At 36.8% G+C, this 20575-nt stretch carries 13 protein-coding genes and 1 other annotated feature; of the genes, 5 read left to right on the top strand and 8 right to left on the bottom strand.

Annotated elements, in window-relative coordinates:
- Positions 1–40: 40 nt before the first annotated feature.
- Positions 41–1051, top strand: coding sequence for a catabolite control protein A (ccpA, locus tag BK579_RS09750; RefSeq protein ID WP_078545051.1), 1011 nt, complete (start codon positions 41–43; stop codon positions 1049–1051).
- 121 nt (positions 1052–1172) lie between these two features.
- Here the strand turns inward: ccpA and BK579_RS09755 are convergent, their stop codons facing one another.
- From BK579_RS09755 to BK579_RS09765, 3 genes are read right to left on the bottom strand one after another with little or no spacing between them, the layout of a single operon-like run.
- Positions 1173–2336: an acetoin utilization protein AcuC gene (locus BK579_RS09755; RefSeq protein WP_078545053.1), complete on the bottom strand. Its 1164-nt coding sequence runs from the start codon at positions 2334–2336 to the stop codon at positions 1173–1175.
- The gene (locus BK579_RS09760) at positions 2329–2976 is read right to left on the bottom strand and encodes an acetoin utilization AcuB family protein (RefSeq protein ID WP_078545055.1); all 648 of its coding nucleotides are present in this window, start codon (positions 2974–2976) and stop codon (positions 2329–2331) included. Before BK579_RS09760 ends, BK579_RS09755 begins: the two co-directional genes overlap by 8 nt.
- A 35-nt stretch (positions 2977–3011) precedes the next feature.
- Entirely contained in the window at positions 3012–3644 is a 633-nt protein-coding gene (locus BK579_RS09765) for a GNAT family N-acetyltransferase (protein ID WP_078545057.1), read from the bottom strand.
- A 183-nt stretch (positions 3645–3827) separates the two neighbouring features.
- On the opposite strand from BK579_RS09765, the gene acsA reads away from it, so the two are divergent.
- Positions 3828–5546 (top strand): acetate--CoA ligase, encoded by a 1719-nt coding sequence (gene acsA / locus BK579_RS09770; RefSeq protein WP_078545059.1) that lies wholly within the window; start codon positions 3828–3830, stop codon positions 5544–5546.
- Positions 5547–5750: 204 nt separating this feature from the next.
- Here the strand turns inward: acsA and BK579_RS09775 are convergent, their stop codons facing one another.
- Positions 5751–8663 carry a transglycosylase domain-containing protein gene (locus BK579_RS09775; RefSeq protein WP_078545061.1) on the bottom strand — a complete coding sequence of 971 codons (2913 nt, stop codon included), beginning with the start codon at positions 8661–8663 and terminating at the stop codon, positions 5751–5753.
- A 125-nt stretch (positions 8664–8788) separates the two neighbouring features.
- Positions 8789–9024, top strand: a binding site (T-box leader).
- A gap of 112 nt (positions 9025–9136) precedes the next feature.
- Here BK579_RS09775 and tyrS point away from each other — a divergent pair.
- Together tyrS and BK579_RS09785 are read left to right on the top strand one after the other, a co-directional pair.
- The gene (gene tyrS, locus BK579_RS09780; RefSeq protein WP_078545063.1) at positions 9137–10399 is read left to right on the top strand and encodes a tyrosine--tRNA ligase; all 1263 of its coding nucleotides are present in this window, start codon (positions 9137–9139) and stop codon (positions 10397–10399) included.
- Positions 10400–10712: 313 nt separating this feature from the next.
- Positions 10713–12860, top strand: a complete 2148-nt coding sequence (locus BK579_RS09785; protein WP_078545065.1) for an MMPL family transporter — start codon at positions 10713–10715, stop codon at positions 12858–12860.
- Positions 12861–13006: 146 nt separating this feature from the next.
- Here BK579_RS09785 and rpsD read toward each other — a convergent pair whose 3' ends face one another.
- On the bottom strand, positions 13007–13609 hold the full coding sequence (gene rpsD, locus BK579_RS09790; protein WP_078545067.1) for a 30S ribosomal protein S4: 603 nt from the start codon (positions 13607–13609) through the stop codon (positions 13007–13009).
- A 417-nt stretch (positions 13610–14026) separates the two neighbouring features.
- Here rpsD and BK579_RS09795 point away from each other — a divergent pair, with 417 nt between their 5' ends.
- Complete coding sequence (locus BK579_RS09795) at positions 14027–15844, top strand: sensor domain-containing diguanylate cyclase (RefSeq protein ID WP_078545069.1); 1818 nt, start codon at positions 14027–14029, stop codon at positions 15842–15844.
- A 1553-nt stretch (positions 15845–17397) separates the two neighbouring features.
- Here the strand turns inward: BK579_RS09795 and BK579_RS09800 are convergent.
- From BK579_RS09800 to BK579_RS09810, 3 genes are all read right to left on the bottom strand, one after another.
- Positions 17398–18564, bottom strand: coding sequence for an IS256 family transposase (locus BK579_RS09800; RefSeq protein WP_078544355.1), 1167 nt, complete (start codon positions 18562–18564; stop codon positions 17398–17400).
- A gap of 336 nt (positions 18565–18900) precedes the next feature.
- Complete coding sequence (locus BK579_RS09805) at positions 18901–19854, bottom strand: nuclease-related domain-containing protein (protein ID WP_078545071.1); 954 nt, start codon at positions 19852–19854, stop codon at positions 18901–18903.
- 159 nt (positions 19855–20013) lie between these two features.
- The gene (locus BK579_RS09810; protein ID WP_078545073.1) at positions 20014–20496 is read right to left on the bottom strand and encodes a GAF domain-containing protein; all 483 of its coding nucleotides are present in this window, start codon (positions 20494–20496) and stop codon (positions 20014–20016) included.
- Positions 20497–20575: the final 79 nt, after the last annotated feature.

A 20575-nucleotide genomic window follows, 5' to 3' on the forward strand; every position in this document is an offset into this window, starting at 1 on the left:
TACTAGTAAATATAGAATGTACGTATAAGGAGTGTTGTCAATGAATGTCACAATATATGATGTAGCAAGAGAAGCAAATGTATCAATGGCAACTGTTTCACGTGTGGTTAACGGAAACCCGAATGTGAAACCAACAACTAGAAAAAAGGTATTAGAAGCAATTGAAAGATTAGGCTACCGCCCAAATGCTGTTGCTCGTGGTTTAGCTAGTAAAAAGACAACTACAGTTGGTGTAATCATCCCTGACATTTCAAGTATCTTTTATTCGGAACTTGCTCGAGGAATTGAAGATATTGCTACGATGTACAAGTATAACATCATCTTAAGTAATTCTGACCAAAATAAGGAAAAAGAATTACATCTTTTAAATACGATGCTCGGCAAACAGGTTGATGGTATTGTATTTATGGGAGCATCGATTACAGAAGATCATGTTCGTGAATTTGAAAGATCGCCAGCTCCAATTGTACTTGCAGCTTCAATTGAAACTAGTAAAACGATTCCTTCTGTTACCATTAACTATGAACAAGCTGCTTACGATGCTGTTTCTGCATTGATTAATAAAGGGCATAAGCGAATCGCGTTCTTATCTGGACCTGTTGATGCAGAAGAACAAGTTGTTCTTAAAAAGCTGGAAGGCTACCGTCGTGGTTTAGAAGAAGCAGGCCTTTCTTTCGAAGAGGAGTTAGTTCTAGAGGGAGATTATACGTATGAGTCTGGAATCGAAGCGATTGATAAGGTTAAAGAATTAGCAGAGAAACCCACTGCGATTTTTGTTAGTACAGATGAGATGGCATTAGGAGTCATTCATGGTGCCGCTGATACAGGTATTTTAATCCCTGAGGAAATTGAAGTCATCGGGTTCGATAATACGAGACTTGCTACAATGGTCCGTCCACGTCTAACTACTGTTGTTCAACCTATGTATGACATCGGAGCTGTTGCTATGCGTTTATTAACCAAGTATATGAACAAAGAGACAGTAGAGGATCATATTGTAGAACTGCCACACCGTATTGAATATCGTCAATCCATGATTGAAAAAGAATAAAGGATCTTTTCTAAAATTCGAACAATTGTATTTGAGTTTGCGAAAATTTCCATAATAAAAGATGAGGTTCCAATAGTATCGAGTAGCAGCAAACGCGATACATGGAATAACCTCATCTTTCTTAATGTTTTTTTGAACTTCGTATGTGATACAATGCATTGGCAACTGTATTCGCATTCTTTTCAGAAATTTCCTGCTTACGTGGAATTGGCTTGTATAATTCCACATAATCATCCCATTCAGGAGGAAGTGCGACAGGTGAAACGTTTTGCCATTGTTCTAGCCATGTTTGTGGTAAAGGTCCTGTTATTTCTTCATGGTCAATCATCTCAAGCCAAAGAAGGGACCATGCTCTAGGTACGACACGCCAAATATCATAGCCACCACCTCCAACAGCAATCCACTTTCCATTACAGTATTCATGAGCTAACTGATGGGCTAACTTTGGGATCTCTCGATAAATTTTCATTGTTGTGGATAGATGTGTCAAAGGATCAAGAAAATGAGCATCCACACCATTTTGAGTTAAGATAACATCAGGCTTAAAAAATTCAATCACTTCTCTTAACGCAGTATCATAAGCATGGAGCCAGGATTCATCCTCAGTGAAGGCATCAACGGGTATATTAAACGAATATCCATAGCCTTTTCCGACCCCTCGCTCATTAATGTTTCCAGTCCCCGGAAAAAGGTAACGACCAGTTTCATGTATAGAGAATGTGCAAACATTTGGGTCATCGTAAAATAAAAATTGTACGCCGTCTCCATGATGAGCATCAGTATCCACATAAAGGACCTTTGCGTTGTATTTGTGTTGCATATATTTGATTGCTACTGCACTGTCATTATAAATACAAAAGCCAGATGCTTTACCTCTGAACCCATGATGTAAACCTCCACCAAGGTTAAGACCGTGAGCTGCTTTTCCTTCCATTACATAGTCAACAGCTGTTAATGTTCCACCAACTAATAAGCAACTTGCATCATGCATTCCAGGAAAGATGGGAGTATCCTCTGTTCCTAGACCATAGTTCGCAGCAATCTCTGGGGCCAAGCCCCCTTCACTAGCAAGTTTAACAGCTTGAATATATTTGGGGTCATGAATAAGAGACAGTTCCTCATCTGTTGCTATACGAGGCTGAACAATCCTTAGGTCATCAAGTGCATGTATAGATTTTAGTAAGTCATATGTTAATTTCACCCGGATTTGATTAAACGGATGTTTATCATTAAATTTATAAGAAATATACTGGTCAGAATATACGAATATCGAATCTCTACTCATTTAGTAACTCCTCTAAGTTAGGCCAAATGACTGAATAACCGTGCTCCCTTAATTCAGAAACAATTTTGGTTGTATTCATAGTTTGAACTCTAAATACTAAAATCTTATATTGTTGATCAACGTCAGGATATACAAGGACACTGGCAATGTTAACATTATGTTTTTTTAGAATAACAGCGACATCTGCTAACATACCAGCTTTATTAGCAACCCTTACTTCTAAGTGAGAGCTTGGTTGATGTGCACCTGTTAGCTGAACAAGAGTATAAAGAATATCTGTTTCTGTGACAATTCCAACTAGCTTGTTATCTTTCTCGATAGGTAAGCATCCGATTTTATGTTCAAAAAAGATCACTGCTGCTTCCTCCACAAAATCCAAAGGATGTGCTGTAATCACATGTTTACTCATGATCGTCTCAATTGGTTTTTGAAAATCATCAATATGGTCATTTCTATGTAAAATAGAGGGACTAACATCACGGATGTCTCGGTCACTTATGACACCTAAAATTTCTCTTGTTGAATTAACAATGGGTATATGTCTTATATGATAGTCACTCATTAATTGTATTGCTGTTTCAATTGGATCCCCAGGAGATAGAGTGATAACATTTTTTTTCATAATTTCTTCAATGATCATATTCATAATCCCCCTTTGTTTTCTATCTAAAACAATCAATACATAAAACGGTTCATAAAGCGTAGTCGATCAAATCTTTGAATTGACTCTGGATCTACTCTTTTGCCGATTTTTGCCATTAAACAATTAGCTGGATGCGAGCTTATTTCCGGGTCATCGGTAGCATACCAAACTAGCCCACCAGCGTTCATCATTTTTTCCATTACTTTTCGGTATTCCCAGACATTTAATCCTGTTCCTTTTAAATCCCAGTGCCAATAATATTCGGTCGTTATCGTAATGTAATCTTCCATCGCATCATCCATCATAGATACAATTAATAGACTTTTGCCTACAGAGAATCCACGGTATTCAGGAATGACTTCAATTGCACCTAATTCAATTAAATTTTCCATTTTTCCTTCAGACCAACGCTCAAGGGGGTCCGGGTATAAATAAGTGACATAGCCTACTATAGTATCGCGGATTCTTGCTATTATAATTCTACCTTCTGGCAGATCCGCAATTCCAATTAATGCTCTCTTTTGTTGTTCAGGTGGACGAAAGGCGACTAAATCTTTATGAAATTCATAACTAGCAAGCTTTTGTCCATTGATAGGCCCTTCTATGATTAAGTTTCCGTTTGGAGTTTTTACTTCTTTTGCATTATATGTTTTCAGATGTTTCATCACATCACCACCATTATAAAAAGTACTTGCTACTATTATACATGAAAAAGTTAGAAATGAAGCGTTTTCATATTATTTTCTGAAATAATCTAAAAACTGTTATATTCTGTATTTTTAAAATTGAGAAAAAATAATATTTGTACTATAATAGAGGAGGATTACTTTTACATAAGGGGGATTAATATGAAAGTGGAAGCGCTACCAGTTATTCAAGGGGATTTTAATTTAAAAGACTACAATCAGATGTATCGTGATTTCGATTGGGGAGAAGTCGAAAAAAGCTTTACATGGTCTGAGACAGGTAAGGTAAACATGGCCTACGAAGCAATTGACCGCCATGCAGAGGGGTTCAGAAAAAACAAAATTGCTCTTTACTACAGAGATCCTTCCCGAGATGAAAAGTACACATTTAAAGAGATGAAAGAGATGTCAAATAAAGCTGCAAATGTGTTAAAGCAGGCAGCAGATGTTGTTAAAGGAGACCGGGTATTTGTTTTCATGCCAAGATCTCCTGAGTGTTATTTTGCGATTTTAGGTGCAATTAAACTTGGTGCAATTGTTGGTCCATTATTCGAGGCTTTTATGGAGGGGGCTGTAAGAGATCGTTTGCAGGATAGTGAAGCAAAGGTCATAGTGACAACTCCTGAGCTTTTAAGTCGAGTTCCATTAGATGAATTACCTGCATTGGAGACAGTCGTCCTTGTAGGTGAGAATATCAAGGAAGAAGGACCTTTTATAGATTTAAATACAAGAATGAAGAGTGCTAGTAAGAATCTAGCAATTGAATGGGTTGAGCGTACAGACGGTCTTATTTTACACTATACGTCTGGTTCAACAGGAAAACCTAAAGGAGTCCTCCACGTTCATAATGCAATGATCCAGCATTATCAGACGGCACAGTGGGTACTAGATTTAAAAGAAGAGGATGTTTACTGGTGTACTGCTGATCCTGGTTGGGTAACTGGTACAGCGTATGGAATGTTTGGTCCTTGGTTATCTGGGGTTTCCAACGTTATTTTAGGAGGACGCTTTAAACCAGAAACATGGTATCAAACGATTGAGGATTTTGGTGTAACTGTCTGGTATAGTGCGCCAACAGCATTTAGAATGCTAATGGGTGCTGGAGATGAAGTTGTAAAGCAGTTTGATATGAGTACACTAAGACATATCTTAAGTGTTGGAGAGCCATTAAATCCTGAAGTAGTACGATGGGGAATGAAGGTATTTAACTTAAGAGTCCATGATACTTGGTGGATGACCGAAACAGGTGGTCAAACAATCTGTAACTATCCATGTATGGAAATCAAACCAGGTTCAATGGGTAAACCAATTCCTGGGGTAAAAGCGGCTATTGTGGATAACCAAGGAGAAGAGCTTCCGCCATATCGGATGGGTAATTTAGCAATAAAACGTGGTTGGCCTTCTATGATGTATACAATTTGGAACAACCAAGAGAAGTATGAATCCTATTTTATGCCTGGGGATTGGTACGTGTCAGGGGATTCTGCTTATATGGATGAAGATGGATACTTCTGGTTTCAAGGAAGAATTGATGATGTCATCATGACTTCTGGAGAGCGTGTAGGACCATTTGAGGTTGAAAGCAAGCTAGTTGAGCATCCAGCTGTTGCGGAAGCAGGTGTTATTGGGAAGCCTGATCCTGTTCGTGGTGAGATTATCAAAGCATTCGTTGCACTCCGTGATGGATATGAAGTAACCGAAGAATTAAAAGAAGATATCCGTAATTTTGTTAAAAAAGGTCTTGCGGCACATGCAGCACCTCGGGAGATTGAGTTCCGTGATAAGCTCCCTAAAACGAGAAGCGGAAAAATCATGAGACGGGTCTTAAAGGCGTGGGAGCTAGATTTACCAACAGGTGACCTTTCGACAATGGAAGATTAATAATACAAAAGCTAGTGGAGAAAATGAAAATGAAGTTGGTTTTCTCTACTAGCTTTTTATTTTTTGGTGGTTATTTTACTTTACCACTACGGGGTCCAATTCTTGGATACACAGAAAATCGTATACAACGAATAGCATTTTAATAAAAAAAATCCCCAAGCATGTTCGCTTGGGGATTTTCCTATCTTTAATCCATAGTCACTTTTAATTCTCATCCTGATCACTTGGATCAGTCGGAGAGTCGTTGCCTGGGTCATTATCAGGCGGATTATTCTTTGAAGGATCCGCCTTTGGTGGATCTTCCTCTTTAGGTTCTTCCGGTTCTGGTTTTACTTCTTGATAGTCACCCTTTTTAACAATATCACTTGAGGCAAAAGGTGTTTCATTTCCATTTACATCAACAGCTGTAACATAATAGGCACCAATGGCATTATTGAGAGATACTCGTAAATCATCTGTTGCTGGAACACTGCCTACCTTTTTGAAGTTAGTTGAATAATTAGCAGCTGCATAAATACGATAACCTAGGATATCGTTATGGCTATGTTTTTTCCAAGAAAGTGTATTACCAGAGATAGTAACACCTGTTACTTTATTTGGTCTAGAACCATTATCCTTTACTTCGTCATCCTCAGTAATGACTAGGTTTTCCCATTTAGATGTTTTAGGTAAGACTTTTTCAATGGCAGCAGTATCAGTTAAGTCATGGTATTCTAAGAATTCTTTTTTAATCATGACTCCTTCTTGAACAAATTCAAGAGGTGCACTAGCAGGTACACGATATGCTTTATCATCGACTACAATATACTTACCTTTCGTTAAACTGTCATCAACTTTATTCGGAACAAATTTAGTGTTGAAGATATCGTCAGCTATAAGGCCTGCTTCACGGCATAGTTCCGACGGTAATAAACCAGATAATACACAATATGATCTTCGTACAATACCACCAGGCATTTTAAATGGCTCTTCTGGATCTACAAGTTCTGGGCGGACATCATAAGCAGCATTCATGAGCTGTGACCATAACATGATGTTTCGCACTGAGTAGTTCACATTTTTATGGCGGATACTAACTGGCTTAGGTGTATCATATCCAAGCCATGTTCCAAATGATACATTTGGGTTTGTTGCTACAAACCAGACATCCTTCAAATCTTGACCTGTACCTGTTTTACCAGCCCAATCAGAACTGAATTTTAGATGACTGTATAACGAAGTGGCAGTTCCACTACGAATAACGTCTCTCATTACATCTATTGTTAGATAAGCTGTTTGAGGTGAGAAGACTTCAACTTCTTCTACTTCATGTTCATATATGACTTCGCCTTCTTTGGTTGTAATCTTTTCAATCATATATCCATCAATAAATTTCCCACTATTTGCAAATGTTGAATAGGCATTTACGTTCTCTTCAACAGATACACCATAATCAAGTGCACCTAATGCAATCGAGTGGGTCGTATAATCAACATCAACGAGGGAAGTGTAACCCATTTTTTCTAAGAAAGTAATTGGTTTCTTATCAAAGTTATTAACATACGCTTTTACAGCAGGGACGTTTCTTGACATTTTTAAGGCATGTCTTATAGACATTAAACCATCATGATCGTTGGGACCACCATAGTTTTGAACGTATTTTGAATATCCAGGATATTGATATGGAACATCTGCTAATATTGATCCTGGTTGTAATGTACCAAACTCAAAGGCTGGTGCATAATCCAGCAGGGGTTTCATTGTCGATCCATTAGGACGTATCATTTGTGTTGCATGGTTTGTTTCTTCTCTATGGAAATCACGACCACCAACAAAACTTATAATTTTACCAGTTTTGTTTTCAATTAAAACAGCACCAGTTTCTTCAGGTTCAATTTCATACTCACCTGTTTCAGGATTAGGTTTTGTATTTTTTATTTCAGGACCAAAATAATCAAAGTTCTTTACGACATCTTGCATACGATCATAAATTTCTTTATCAATTGTAGTGTGAATTTGATAACCATTCTGTCTCAGTTGATTATAAGCTGTAGAGTAATAATAGTTCTTAAGTTCACTATCAGCTTCTAAGTCTGCTTCTTCATAGCCTTCTTCTTCAGCAATTTTTGAAACTAAAATTTCAGTAGCTCTTGCTTCAACTTCATTAGTCAACCAAGGATATTCATCCCTAGTAGAAGGTATTGGATCAATCAGATGCGCTGCTAAATCAAATTGCAATGCTTCTTCAAATTGCTTTTGTGTGATCACTTCTGCTGTTAGCATACGGCGTAATACTATTTGCATTCTTTGTAGACCAGGATCGAGATTATCCTTAATATAATTGCCTTCTTCATTAAGCTGGTTATAAAAAGGAGTGTAAGCATAAGGATTTTGAGGTATTCCAGCTATAAATGCAGCTTGTGGAAGTGTTAAATCCTTTGCATCCACACCAAATAACCCCTGAGCCGCAGCTTGGACACCAGCAATATTTCGACCGCTTGAATTTCTCCCGAAAGAGACGATATTTAAATAAGCTTCGAGAATCTCATCTTTTTCAAAGAACTTCTCTAGTCTCATAGCTAGTAGTATTTCTTTAGCTTTACGATCAAATGAGACTTCATTTGTTAGGATTTGATTTTTTATTAATTGTTGAGTTAGTGTACTTCCGCCTGTTTGCATCGGTGCACTTGTAACCTCTTGAATCATAGCACGGAGGATGGCTTTTGGAACAACTCCATTATGCTCATAAAAATATTCATCCTCTGTAGCGATTACCGCATTAATTATATGAGGAGAAATCTGGCTTAAATCAACTTCTTCTCGTTCTAAATCTGTTCGTAATTTACCTAAATAGATATTATTATCAAAATATACTTCTGTTGTTTCTTCATAGTTGTAAATATCTCTTTTCATATTATCATAGGCTCTAATAGGTTCTTCTTTTACCAGTGATGCAAAATATCCAGCACCAACTCCACCCGCAAAAGTCACACCAAGGATCCCTATGATTAGGAAGATTAAGAATAAATTCCAAGTAACATTGTATGTAATTCTTATCCCTTTCCATGCATGTTTATTTGTCACAATATGTTTTAACGAAAGCAATCGTTCACTCCACTGTGATTTATTAAACTTCATATCATCAGCCCCCTAAAATCAAGTACATTATAGCATAAAGCAGAAGAGAAGTATTATTTTTTTGTTAATTTCCATTATTTTATTTGACATAAAGCTTCTTTTTATGATAAAAAAACAGTAATACTTTAAACGCACTTGAGAGGTCATAGTAGTGATAACTTCAATGTTATAGAGAGCTGATGGTTGGTGTAAATCAGTACATAGGTTATCATGAATTACTACCTTTAGCTTCTTTTGGGAACATAATGATTGTAGTATCATCATTAGTAGCAAAAGACGGTTTTCCCGTTATCGAAACTTGAGATAAGAACATTCTTTGTTCTTAAGTAGGGTGGTACCGCGATCAAAACTCGCCCCTTCGTTTACGAAGGGGCGAGTTTTTTATTTGATCTGCTCAGACCACATATTGAAAGTACAATGATGTATATCAAAAAAATGTGTATCAATTTCTTGTAGAAAAAGGAGAGTCAAACATGGAAATTTTAGATGATTTACAGTTTAGAGGGTTAATTAATCAGGTGACAGATGAAGAGGGACTGAAATCCCTTTTAAATCAAGAAAGTGTAAAACTATACTGTGGGTTTGACCCTACAGCAGACAGTCTTCATATTGGACATCTGGTTGGGGTGTTGGCATTAAAAAGATTCCAAATGGCAGGGCATCAACCTATTGCATTAGTTGGTGGTGCAACAGGTTTAATTGGTGATCCTAGTGGTAAAAAAGCGGAAAGAACGTTAAATACGAAAGAAGTTGTTGAAGGCTTTAGCCAAAGTATCAAAAATCAATTATCTCAATTTCTAGATTTTAATAAAGAAGGCAATCCAGCCCAAATTGCCAATAACTATGACTGGATTGGAAGCTTAGATCTGATTACTTTCTTACGTGATATTGGAAAAAGCTTCGGTTTAAACTATATGCTAGCAAAAGATTCAGTTGCCTCAAGATTAGAAGCAGGGATTTCATTTACTGAATTTAGCTACATGATTTTACAATCATATGATTTCCTTAAATTGTACGAAACACAAAATTGTAAGCTGCAAATTGGTGGTAGTGATCAATGGGGTAATATCACCGCTGGTCTTGAGTTAATCCGTAAATCTGTAGAAGAAGATTCAAAAGCATTTGGTTTAACAATTCCCCTAGTGACTAAATCGGATGGTACTAAGTTCGGTAAAACTGAAGGTGGAACAATCTGGTTAGATAAAGAAAAAACATCACCATATGAATTTTACCAGTTCTGGATTAATACAGATGACCGTGATGTAGTAAGATACTTGAAGTACTTTACATTCTTTACAAAAGAAGAAATCGATGCACTTGAAGAGGAAACAAAAAACGCTCCTGAAAAGCGTCTTGGTCAAAAAGCATTAGCTGAGGAAGTAACTAAGCTCGTTCATGGTGAAGAGGCATTTGTTCAAGCTGTGAAAATCTCTGAAAGCCTATTTAGTGGAAATGTCGGGGATTTAACTGCGGACGAGATTAAGCAAGGCTTTAAAGATGTACCATCTTTCCAAGTTAACAATGAAGAGGAAGTAGGATTAATCGACCTACTTGTAAATAGTAAAATCTCTCCATCAAAACGCCAAGCACGTGAGGATATTTCAAACGGTGCAATTTATGTAAATGGAGAAAGAGCCCAAGAGCTTGACCGTGTGATTTCAAAAGAAGATCGTATAGAAGGACAATTTACGATTATCAGAAGAGGCAAGAAGAAATACTACCTAATTAAATACTAAGGTCTTTTTTAGAAAGCTTGTTTTTAATTGACCATAGTTACAATTTTTAACACAACAGATAATTAAAGTTAAATTAGAGAAGCAAATGAGACTTAATCTCGGTTGCTTCTTTTTTGTATTATATACAATTGCTCAATGTGTAAAATAGCTGTTACATCCTAGCAGCATCCATTCACCAGATATATATTGTTTGACGGTAAGAACGTGATGGACAGATATAAGCCACAAAAGGAATTGGCTTGTTTTTTGTTAAGAAATGATTATCAAAGATGAAATATACAAATGCTAGGTAGAGATATATGGAGGGAAAGAAATGGTGAATATAGGGAAATACATTTATCAACTAAGAAAACCTATCCTTTTTTTATGGCTTGTATTAATCATTGGATTTTCGATCTTAGCAATTAAGCTTCCATCGGTCTTAAGTGGTAATGGCTTTGCTTATGATGGAGATTATCAAGAAACCGAAGCTTTGCTAGAACAAGAATTTAACCAAGCAAAATCACAAATTATTTTGCTTTTTGAACGAGAAGCATTCATATCCGATGAAAAGTGGAAAGACTTTATATCGAACACATTCATCCAGATAGAAGATCTACCAGGGGTAGAAAATAAAGTAACACCATTTGAACATGAAGGCATGATGAAAGGGAACTTAGCGTATGGTCTCCTTATGTTTGATAAAGACTCTGAAGAGATGGATGCTGAAATTAATCAACTGCGAAAATTATTACCGAATGAAACAGGTATGGATGTTAGTCCTACAGGAGAACCGGTAGTTGTAAAGGATTTGAATGAAGCAAGTCAAAAGGATTTAGTAAAAGCTGAAATGATCGGTCTCCCGATCGCTTTGCTTGTTTTAATTGCTGCATTTGGTAGTTTGGTTGCAGCAAGTGTTCCGCTGTTAATTGGAATCATTTCGATCATTATTACAATGGGAATTCTATACTTGTTAAGTTTTCAAATGAACTTTTCAATTTTTTTATTAAATATAGTGCCGATGATTGGTTTGGCACTGAGTATCGACTTTGCCCTTTTGTTTATTAATAGGTATAAGGAAGAAATTAGAACAAAGGAAATTCATGAGGCAATTTCCATTACGATTGCGACTGCAGGGCGTTCAATAATTTTTTCAGGTTTATGTGTGTTTATTGGACTGCTAGGACTTTTATTTATCAAAATTGATCTATTCATGAACGTGGCTGTTGGTGGCATGGTGGTTGTGTTTGTATCAGTACTATCAGCAGTTACCTTTTTACCGGCACTACTATCTTTATTAGGTAAGAAAATAAACTCGCTAAGTGTGATCAAATCACAAAATGATACAGAGGGTGTCTGGAGAAGGTTTGCTATTTTTGTCATGAAAAGACCAGTTAGTATGATGCTTCTCGCACTTAGTATATTGTTAATTAGTTTAGTTCCAGTGAAAGATATGAATTTAACTATCCCTGGTCTTGATGCATTGCCACCTAATTATGAAGCAAGAATTGCTCTTGAAACCTACAGAGACGTGTTCATTGATGAAAACAAAAACGAAGAACATAAAGTGATTGCTGTATTAGAAACACCCGGAGACGTCTTGGAGGAGGAAAATCTAACAAAAATCAAAGAAACAATTGATAAGATTATTCAACAAGAGAAAGTGTCACTTGTCGAGTCGCCGTTCTCGCTTCTAAATATAAACTCAGCTGAAGAAATGACACACCTCCTTGCGTTAGAGGATAATAACCCAGAGGTTATGGGAGTGCTTGATCGATATTCAGTAAATAATAAAATGGTATTGAACGTCTATTTTGAGGATATAGAAAGTGCAAAAACGTGGGTGAGGTTTCAAAAAGATCACTCTCAAGAATTGAACATGTACTTGGGAGGAAGCCCGACCTTCGAACAAGAAATATTTGATGAAATATATGAAAAATCACCATATGGTTTAGCACTAATATTAGCCACCACCTTTTTTATTTTAATGGTCGCATTTCGTTCTTTATTAATCCCAATCAAAGCGATCGCAATGAATATCTTGAGTTTACTGGCAACGTTCGGGATTATTGTATGGATTTTTCAACAAGGACATTTGGGTATTAATCCATCTGATATAAGTCTTATGGTTCCTGTTTTTGTATTCAGTCTTGTATTTGGTTTGAGTATGGATTACGAGGTTTTTTTCATTTCCCGAATACATGAAAACTATCTTGAATCAGGTAATAATGATGAAGCAACAGTCGAAGGGCTTGCTACAACTAGCAAAATCATTACTTCAGCAGCAGCGATTATGATTGTTGTAACTGGTGCCTTTGGTTTTACTGGAGTGATGCCAGTGAAACAGGTTGGTGTAGGAATCGCGATTGCCATTTTTATTGATGCCACAATTGTACGAATGCTGTTGGTCCCATCTTTAATGAAGTTATTTGGGGACTGGAATTGGTGGTATTTTGGGAAGAAAAAAATTGAACGAGGATAACATGAAACTCTGCTCAGGGCAACCTAATGGATTTTGGCCAAAAGGCGATGGTGTCTCGTACTAGATGCCAAAGCGAAGGTGAAATTTAATGCTTTTTGTATCGTAAAAAAACCCCCGGAAAAATCCAGGGGTTTTGTTCGTACTTATTAACGAGAGTAGAACTCAACGATAAGAGCTTCGTTAATTTCAGCAGGTAATTCAGAACGCTCTGGTAAGCGAGTGAAAGTTGCTTCTAATTTCTCAGCATCAAAAGTTAAGTAATCTGGTACGAAGTTGTTAGTTTCAACAGCTTCTTTAACAACGTCAAGGTTACGAGATTTTTCACGTAATGTAATTGTTTGACCAAGCTTCACGCGGTATGAAGGAATATCTAAACGACTTCCATCAACTAAAATGTGACCATGGTTAACTAATTGACGAGCTTGACGACGTGTGCGAGCTAAACCTGCACGATAAACTATGTTATCAAGACGAGATTCTAAAAGAACCATGAAGTTTTCACCGTGCTTACCTTGCATTTTACTAGCAGCATCAAATGTATTACGGAATTGACGCTCATTTACTCCGAACATATGACGTAATTTTTGCTTTTCTTGTAATTGTAAACCATACTCAGAAAGCTTTTTACGTTGGTTTGGACCATGTTGTCCTGGAGCGTATGGACGCTTTTCTAATTCTTTACCTGTACCACTTAATGAAATGCCAAGACGACGGGATAATTTCCAGCTTGGACCTGTATAACGAGCCATGAATGACTCCTCCTTCAAATGTTTTTATTTTGTTGTAAAATAAAAACAGATGTGACTCAATACATTTATGGACATTTTATTTTCATGTACCCTCGCTCTAGCAGCCAAAGAGTTACTCGACACACCATCTTAAAACATTAAGAGGAATAAAATGAACACATAAAGTTATCACATACGCTGCAATATTTTACACAACGAATATTATATGATTTTTAGCCTGTAAAGTCAAGTTGCTTTATAGACTCTAATTTGTTTTACTCATTTTGACAATTAAATAAGGAAATATCTACAATTTTATCTTATAATAAAATTAAGAAATTATATTGAGCATCTTTTCTGAATGTTGTTTGTATTAGCTAGTTATTAAAAGGTGTTTATATAAACTAAGAACGGTGAGAAATTGTGGGTGATGATAATATGTTATTACAGCAAGACGAAGTTCAACAATTACTTATTTTTAAGAGCAGCTTATATGAAATAATGACTCTTGAGAACGAAAACGACAATATCGTTGAAAAATTAGTTGAACAGGTAAAAATTGTGTTTGCGATTAGGAATGTTTCTATCTTTTTGTATGATGAATGGAAAGAAAGATATATACTATCAGCAACAACTCAGCCAACTTCTTTAAAAAAATTCGAAATTACTTCTCCCGAGGAAGTTAAGGATTCAAGTGAATGGAAACTACCAATGGAAATAAATGGTGAAAATATCGGGGTTATGTTGTTCGAACTTGAAGACTTTTCTTCAATAAGCACTAAATTAATTATGTCCATTGTAACCGAGTGCACGAAAATAGTTGATCGCTTTCAAAGACTGTCTAAGTTTTTAAATGAAGAGCTCCGTTATGAACGGTTATTTGGTTTAACAGCCAAGTTCCATTCTTCCATGAATATTGATGATGTTCTTGGTGAAGTGATAAAAACACTTCAAAATGTGTATCCAACTTTTACATATTATTTATTGTTATCACATGATAATGTTGCAAGTGATAACCTACCAATAAAAGATTTAAAATATCATAATTATGAGAGCTCTGCAGCTGTACAAGCATTTGTTACTGGAAATATACAAAGAGAAGATTTTATTAAAAATCGGCAATCGGCGCTTTATGCACCATTAAAAGGAAAGCAAGGTGTATATGGGGTTCTCCAAGTAATCGCACCAAATCATGTGATATTTCCAAACCATGAAACCAATTTTATCGAGTTACTTGCAAATACAGCAGGCAGTGCGTTAGAAAATGCCCAACTTTACCAGCAATCTAAAAGACTTGTAGCAGATCTCCAACTTATAAATGACACAACTCATCGATTGAATTCAAACCTTAGATTAACTGATACTATTTCATTTATGTCCGAACAAATTATTAAATACTTAGTAGCGGATGAGGTTGGATTTATAAGTTTTGAATTAGGTAAAGATTCTCAAGTGCTTCCGGGCAGTACAGGCTATTTCTTTTCGGAAGAAGCATTAAGCATTATTGAATTCTCACAAGCAAAAATCAAAGATGAACGTGACACGTTATTTGTGGGTGACTTTGATCATGATATTGTCGAAGATGAGGAGTCAACAAAGTTTAGTTCATTAATGGCTGTGCCTATGGTTCATAATGGTGAGGTTAAGGGCATTGCAATCGTTCTACATAGAAATCCATATTTCTTTTCATTTGACACATTTAAATTGTTTCAATCTCTTATTCATCATTCAACCTTGGCTTTTTCAAACTCAACGTTACGTGAAGAACTTGAGAATTTGGTGATAACGGATCATTTAACAAAGCTGCGATCACGTAATTTTCTTGATGATAGAATTCATAAATCAATGGAAAACGATTTACAAGGAACCTTCATCTTAATTGATATTGATAATTTTAAGAATATTAATGATACGCATGGCCATCAGGTCGGAGACTCGGTCATTATACAGGTGGCTGATTTGCTAAAAGCGAATATAAGAGATCAAGATATCGGTGCAAGGTGGGGTGGTGAGGAGCTTGCCATTTACTTACCAAAAGTAGCAAAGCAGGTTGGAGTCGTCGTCGCTAATAGACTCGTTGAGAAAGTCCAAAGTAATACAAAACCAAAAGTAACCATCTCCTGTGGAATCGCCGATTGGAAAAAAGAGCAGAAAGATACCGTTCAAAATCTTTTCCATCGTGCCGACAAGGCGTTATATGCTGCAAAAGAGGCTGGGAAGAACAGGGTCATTGTGCAGGGAATGGTTGTGAATTAATTTATTTTTAAGTGCTTCGCTCGGTTGAGTGGGGCGCTTTTTTGTTTTGTTTAATGGGGAGCTAGTAGGTGCGGGGGAAGCAGAATATAATATAGTGAGTAAGAGAGAAAGGGAATGAAAGAACGATTCTGATTCCGTTTCAGTAGTGACTCGGGGGAGAAAGGGAATGAAAGAACGAGTCTGATTCCCTTTCAGTAGTGTATTGGGGTAGAAGGGAATGAAAGAGCGAGTCTGATTCCCTTTCAGTAGTGTATTGGGGTAGAAGGGAATGAAAGAGCGATTCTGATTCCCTTTCAATAGTGAATCGAGATAAAAAGGGAACGAAAGAGCAAGTCTGATTCCCTTTCAATAGTGAATCGGGGTAGAAAGGGAACGAAAGAGCAAGTCTGATTCCCTTTCAATAGTGTATCGGGTAGAAAGGGAACGAAAGAGCGAGTCTGATTCCCTTTCAATAGTGTATCGGGTAGAAAGGGAACGAAAGAGCGAGTCTGATTCCCTTTCAATAGTGAATCGGGGTAGAAAGGGAACGAAAGAGCAAGTCTGATTCCCTTTCAATAGTGTATCGGGGTAGAAAGGGAACGAAAGAGCAAGTCTGATTCCCTTTCAGTAGTGCATCGGAGGAGAAAGGGAACGAAAGAGCAAGTCTGATTCCCTTTCAGTAGTGAATCGGAGGAGAAAGGGAACGAAAGAGCAAGTCTGATTCCCTTTCAATAGTGAATCGGGGTAGAAAGGGAACGAAAGAGCAAGTCTGATTCCCTTTCAGTAGTGCATCGGAGGAGAAAGGGAACGAAAGAGCAAGTCTGATTCCCTTTCAGTAGTGCATCGGGGTAGAAAGGGAATGAAAGAGCGAGTCTGATTCCCTTTCAGTAGTGAATCGGGGTAGAAAGGGAACGAAAGAGCAAGTCTGATTCCCTTTCAGTAGTGCATCGGGGTAGAAAGGGAATGAAAGAGCGAGTCTGATTCCCTTTCAGTAGTGTATCGGGGTAGAAAGGGAATGAAAGAGCAAGTCTGATTCCCTTTCAGTAGTGCATCGGAGGAGAAAGGGAACGAAAGAGCAAGTCTGATTCCCTTTCAGTAGTGAATCGAGGTAGAAAGGGAATGAAAGAGCAAGTCTGATTCCCTTTCAGTAGTGCATCGGGGTAGAAAGGGAATGAAAGAGCGAGTCTGATTCCCTTTCAGTAGTGTATCGGGGTAGAAAGGGAATGAAAGAGCAAGTCTGATTCCCTTTCGGTAGTGCATCGGGGGAGAAAGGGAATGAAAGAGCGAGTCTGATTCCCTTTCAGTAGTTAATTGGGGTAGAAAAGGAATGAAAGAACGAGTCTGATTCCCTTTCAGAAGTGCATCGGAGTCAAGTCCTGATTATTGTGTAAAATTCTTATACAATGTTTTCAACAACTTTTTAGTGATTTATTGTTTTATCCCCATACATTTTTTTTTGCGAATTCTTCCATGGTTTTTTGTTTGCATATCCAGGAAAGGTTGTCAAAGGCACTTCACTTTGACAGCCTTTCCTGGATATGCGATTATTCCATAATGGAAGGTTCAAAAAACAACTAATGCATTAACGATTTTCTTTTAGCGTAAATAGACTCTTGATATTCCATTAATATTGCACCTATCAATCTAAAAGCAGATTGTGTATTTGGGAATATACGAATAACTCTTTCTCTTCGACGCACCTCTTGATTTAAGCGTTCAAGAGAATTAGTGCTTCGTATGTGTGGACGTATTTTTTCTGGATAATTCATGTACTGAATGGTATCTTCGAAACCATCTTCTAAGATAGCTAAAGCCTTCTCATACTTTGAGTTGTTTCCAAATTGGCTTATCAGTTCATCTTTGAATATTCGAATGTCTTCAATAGTAATGGCTTCAAAGATACGCTTAACCATCATACGTACATCAGTTGAATCTTTCTTTGGTAGCTTATTAAAAATATTACGTTTAAAATGTACGTTGCATCTTTGCCAGCAAGTTCCTACAAATTCACGTTGTATGGCCTTTTGTAGTCCTTTATGAGCATCTGATATCACTAGTTGTGGGGATTGAAGCCCGCGTGATTTAAGCTGTTGTAAAAAGCGGCTCCAACACTCATAATCCTCTTCATGATCTACGCTTAAACCTAGTATTTCACGTGTATTCTTTTCAGTTATAGCTGTAGCAATATAAACTGCTTTTGATACGACCTTGTGATGTTCACGGACTTTAATATACATGGCATCTACAAAGAGGTATGGATAGTATCTTGTGTTTAAAGGACGATTAGCCCAACCTTTTACAATTGGATCAAGCTTCTCTGTGAGGGAGGAAACAAACGATTTTGATACAGCTTCACCACAAAGTTGTTCAACAATCTGAGTAACCTTTCGAGTAGATACACCATTAATAACCATTTCTAACATAGAGATGACAAGAGCTTGATCACATCGTGCGTATTTTTCAAATACGGATGTAGAAAACTCACCATTACGAGTCCTTGGTACTTTAAGAGTTATTCTACCAATGTTCAAGATTAACTCACGTTCATAGTAGCCATTTCGATAATCACGGCGATCTTCAGAGCGTTCATAGGGAGATACACGTAAATAATCATTTCTTTCTTTCTCCATTACCTCATTTAAAACTAGAACAACAGCAGACTTAATAACTGCATCAATATCCGAATTCATTACTGATTCTTTTAAAACTTCCAAATCTAGGTTAAACTGTAAGTGGGTCATTATTATTCCTCTTTTCATTGTTTATCGTAGCTGAAAACATTGTAGCCAAGAGTGAATAATATGAACCCTTTTTCTTTTTACACAATTATACGGACTTAATCGTGCATCGGAGGAGAAAGGGAACGAAAGAGCAAGTCTGATTCCCTTTCAGTAGTGCATCGGAGGAGAAAGGGAACGAAAGAGCAAGTCTGATTCCCTTTCAGTAGTGAAGCGGGGTAGAAAGGGAATGAAAGAGCGAGTCTGATTCCCTTTCAGTAGTGAACCTGGAGTAAGTGTTCAAAGAGAGTCCCTTTATATTTAATGGAGTCAAATTCGATAATTATAGGAAGTCACCCTTCAATTACTGGATTCAATTAAGGGAGAGTTCTTTTTATCAGTCTTAATATAATGAGACGACTTACTATGACCTTCAAGCTTGAAATGCTCGCTAAGTATTCTTAAAATCGTTTTTTTTGATTTCACAATCATACACCATTCCAAAACCCCTCTAGAAGTTATTTGCATATCTGGAAAAAGTCTCGTGAATTCCTCAATAGTCCGCAATACGGCTGAATCAACACTTTCCGCTAGACCACAAGAATCACAGGAAATTGTGTGTTTTCCTACAGCCTTAGTAAATGACTGACACCTCACACAAGTAATCCCTTTAGCAAGCTGATTATAAGTATATTCAAATGTTTTTAGATAAGGTGATTTTGGAATATGTCGCGATAATAACAAGTTAGCCAATTTAAAACATCGATCATTCAGTTTCTGTGATTCCAATGAAAGTTTCTTAATAAAGCGCTCTAGCTGTGTTGGAAATATAATTGGGTGATCGGTAGAACACTGATAGAGGTGAAATTCGGGGTTTACAAAAACAAGATATGATCTAATCGAATATTTCAAACCTAGTTCTTGTAACATTCGTTGAAAGAGGCCATCACTCCGTTTTAATTGGTCTAATGGATTGTTTATCAACTTTTTGGGTGTAACATACCATTGGTCTCCTTCAATTAAATAATCACCCTCATAATTTTTGACTTCAAATATAAGAATTGTACCTTGGGTAATAAGAATCTTATCAATTTGAAAAATAGTATTATTAATTTCAAAAAGTAAATCATCTAATGCAATCCATTCATCTGTCAACACAGAAAGTTTTTCGTCAAGAAGAAGTTCACCCTGTAACCCTTTTTCTAGATTAAAGTAATAGCTTTCCTGGTCCATTAGGTTTGTTCGGATTTTTAGTGATCTCAGAATTAATAGTTCTTCTGATTCAGATCTTTGTTTTAAAACATGAATTACCATTCACCTCCGGTTCGTTTGAGTAAATCAATTTTATAAGAAATATCAGCCGATGACAAAGGCTAAAAAAACAATTTTAGGATATTTGTACCCAAGTATTTAAATGTTTCTAACACAAAAAATGCCCTAGGATCCTAAATCCTAAGGCACAAATATTCAATTTTACAAACTCTCCACCAGCACACGAACAAACTCTTCCAAGTACTCCTGATCGATTTCATCAAATCGATTTTTAATAGGGCTGTCAATGTCAAGGACTCCAATAACCTTATTGTCCTTGATTATTGGAACAACAATTTCGGATTGAGAAGCTGCATCACAGGCGATATGGCCAGGAAATGCATGAACATCCTCAACACGCTCTGTCTTTTTGTTGGCTGCAGCTGTCCCGCACACTCCCTTACCAAAGGGAATTCTTACACAAGCAGGTAAACCTTGAAATGGTCCTAAAACAAGTTGGTTGTCATCCTCAGTTAAATAGAAACCGACCCAATTGATTTCGGTTAAAAACTGATTCAATAATGCAGCTGCATTAGATAAATTAGCAATCGCATTATTTTCACCTTCGATTAAAGCTGCTAACTGTTTATTTAACATTTTATAATTATCTACACGATTTCCGGAATACTGTTCGACATTAAACATGGTTTTCCCCCTTGCAAATTATGAAATAGTCTCTATTTTTATCAAAAAACGTTGAATTACCTAGGTAATTGTCGATGAA

This window comes from Litchfieldia alkalitelluris (assembly GCF_002019645.1).
Classification (GTDB): Bacteria; Bacillota; Bacilli; order Bacillales; family Bacillaceae_L; genus Litchfieldia; species Litchfieldia alkalitelluris.

What these genes read in the sequence shown, in the direction of transcription:
- BK579_RS09810 (WP_078545073.1), bottom strand. Translation starts at nt 20,496, where the DNA reads ATGTTTAATGTCGAACAGTATTCCGGAAATCGTGTAGATAATTATAAA.
- BK579_RS09760 (WP_078545055.1), bottom strand. Translation starts at nt 2,976, where the DNA reads ATGATCATTGAAGAAATTATGAAAAAAAATGTTATCACTCTATCTCCT.
- BK579_RS09785 (WP_078545065.1), top strand. Translation starts at nt 10,713, where the DNA reads ATGGTGAATATAGGGAAATACATTTATCAACTAAGAAAACCTATCCTT.
- ccpA (WP_078545051.1), top strand. Translation starts at nt 41, where the DNA reads ATGAATGTCACAATATATGATGTAGCAAGAGAAGCAAATGTATCAATG.
- BK579_RS09755 (WP_078545053.1), bottom strand. Translation starts at nt 2,336, where the DNA reads ATGAGTAGAGATTCGATATTCGTATATTCTGACCAGTATATTTCTTAT.
- BK579_RS09805 (WP_078545071.1), bottom strand. Translation starts at nt 19,854, where the DNA reads ATGGTAATTCATGTTTTAAAACAAAGATCTGAATCAGAAGAACTATTA.
- tyrS (WP_078545063.1), top strand. Translation starts at nt 9,137, where the DNA reads ATGGAAATTTTAGATGATTTACAGTTTAGAGGGTTAATTAATCAGGTG.
- acsA (WP_078545059.1), top strand. Translation starts at nt 3,828, where the DNA reads ATGAAAGTGGAAGCGCTACCAGTTATTCAAGGGGATTTTAATTTAAAA.
- BK579_RS09795 (WP_078545069.1), top strand. Translation starts at nt 14,027, where the DNA reads ATGTTATTACAGCAAGACGAAGTTCAACAATTACTTATTTTTAAGAGC.
- BK579_RS09765 (WP_078545057.1), bottom strand. Translation starts at nt 3,644, where the DNA reads ATGAAACATCTGAAAACATATAATGCAAAAGAAGTAAAAACTCCAAAC.
- BK579_RS09775 (WP_078545061.1), bottom strand. Translation starts at nt 8,663, where the DNA reads ATGAAGTTTAATAAATCACAGTGGAGTGAACGATTGCTTTCGTTAAAA.
- BK579_RS09800 (WP_078544355.1), bottom strand. Translation starts at nt 18,564, where the DNA reads ATGACCCACTTACAGTTTAACCTAGATTTGGAAGTTTTAAAAGAATCA.
- rpsD (WP_078545067.1), bottom strand. Translation starts at nt 13,609, where the DNA reads ATGGCTCGTTATACAGGTCCAAGCTGGAAATTATCCCGTCGTCTTGGC.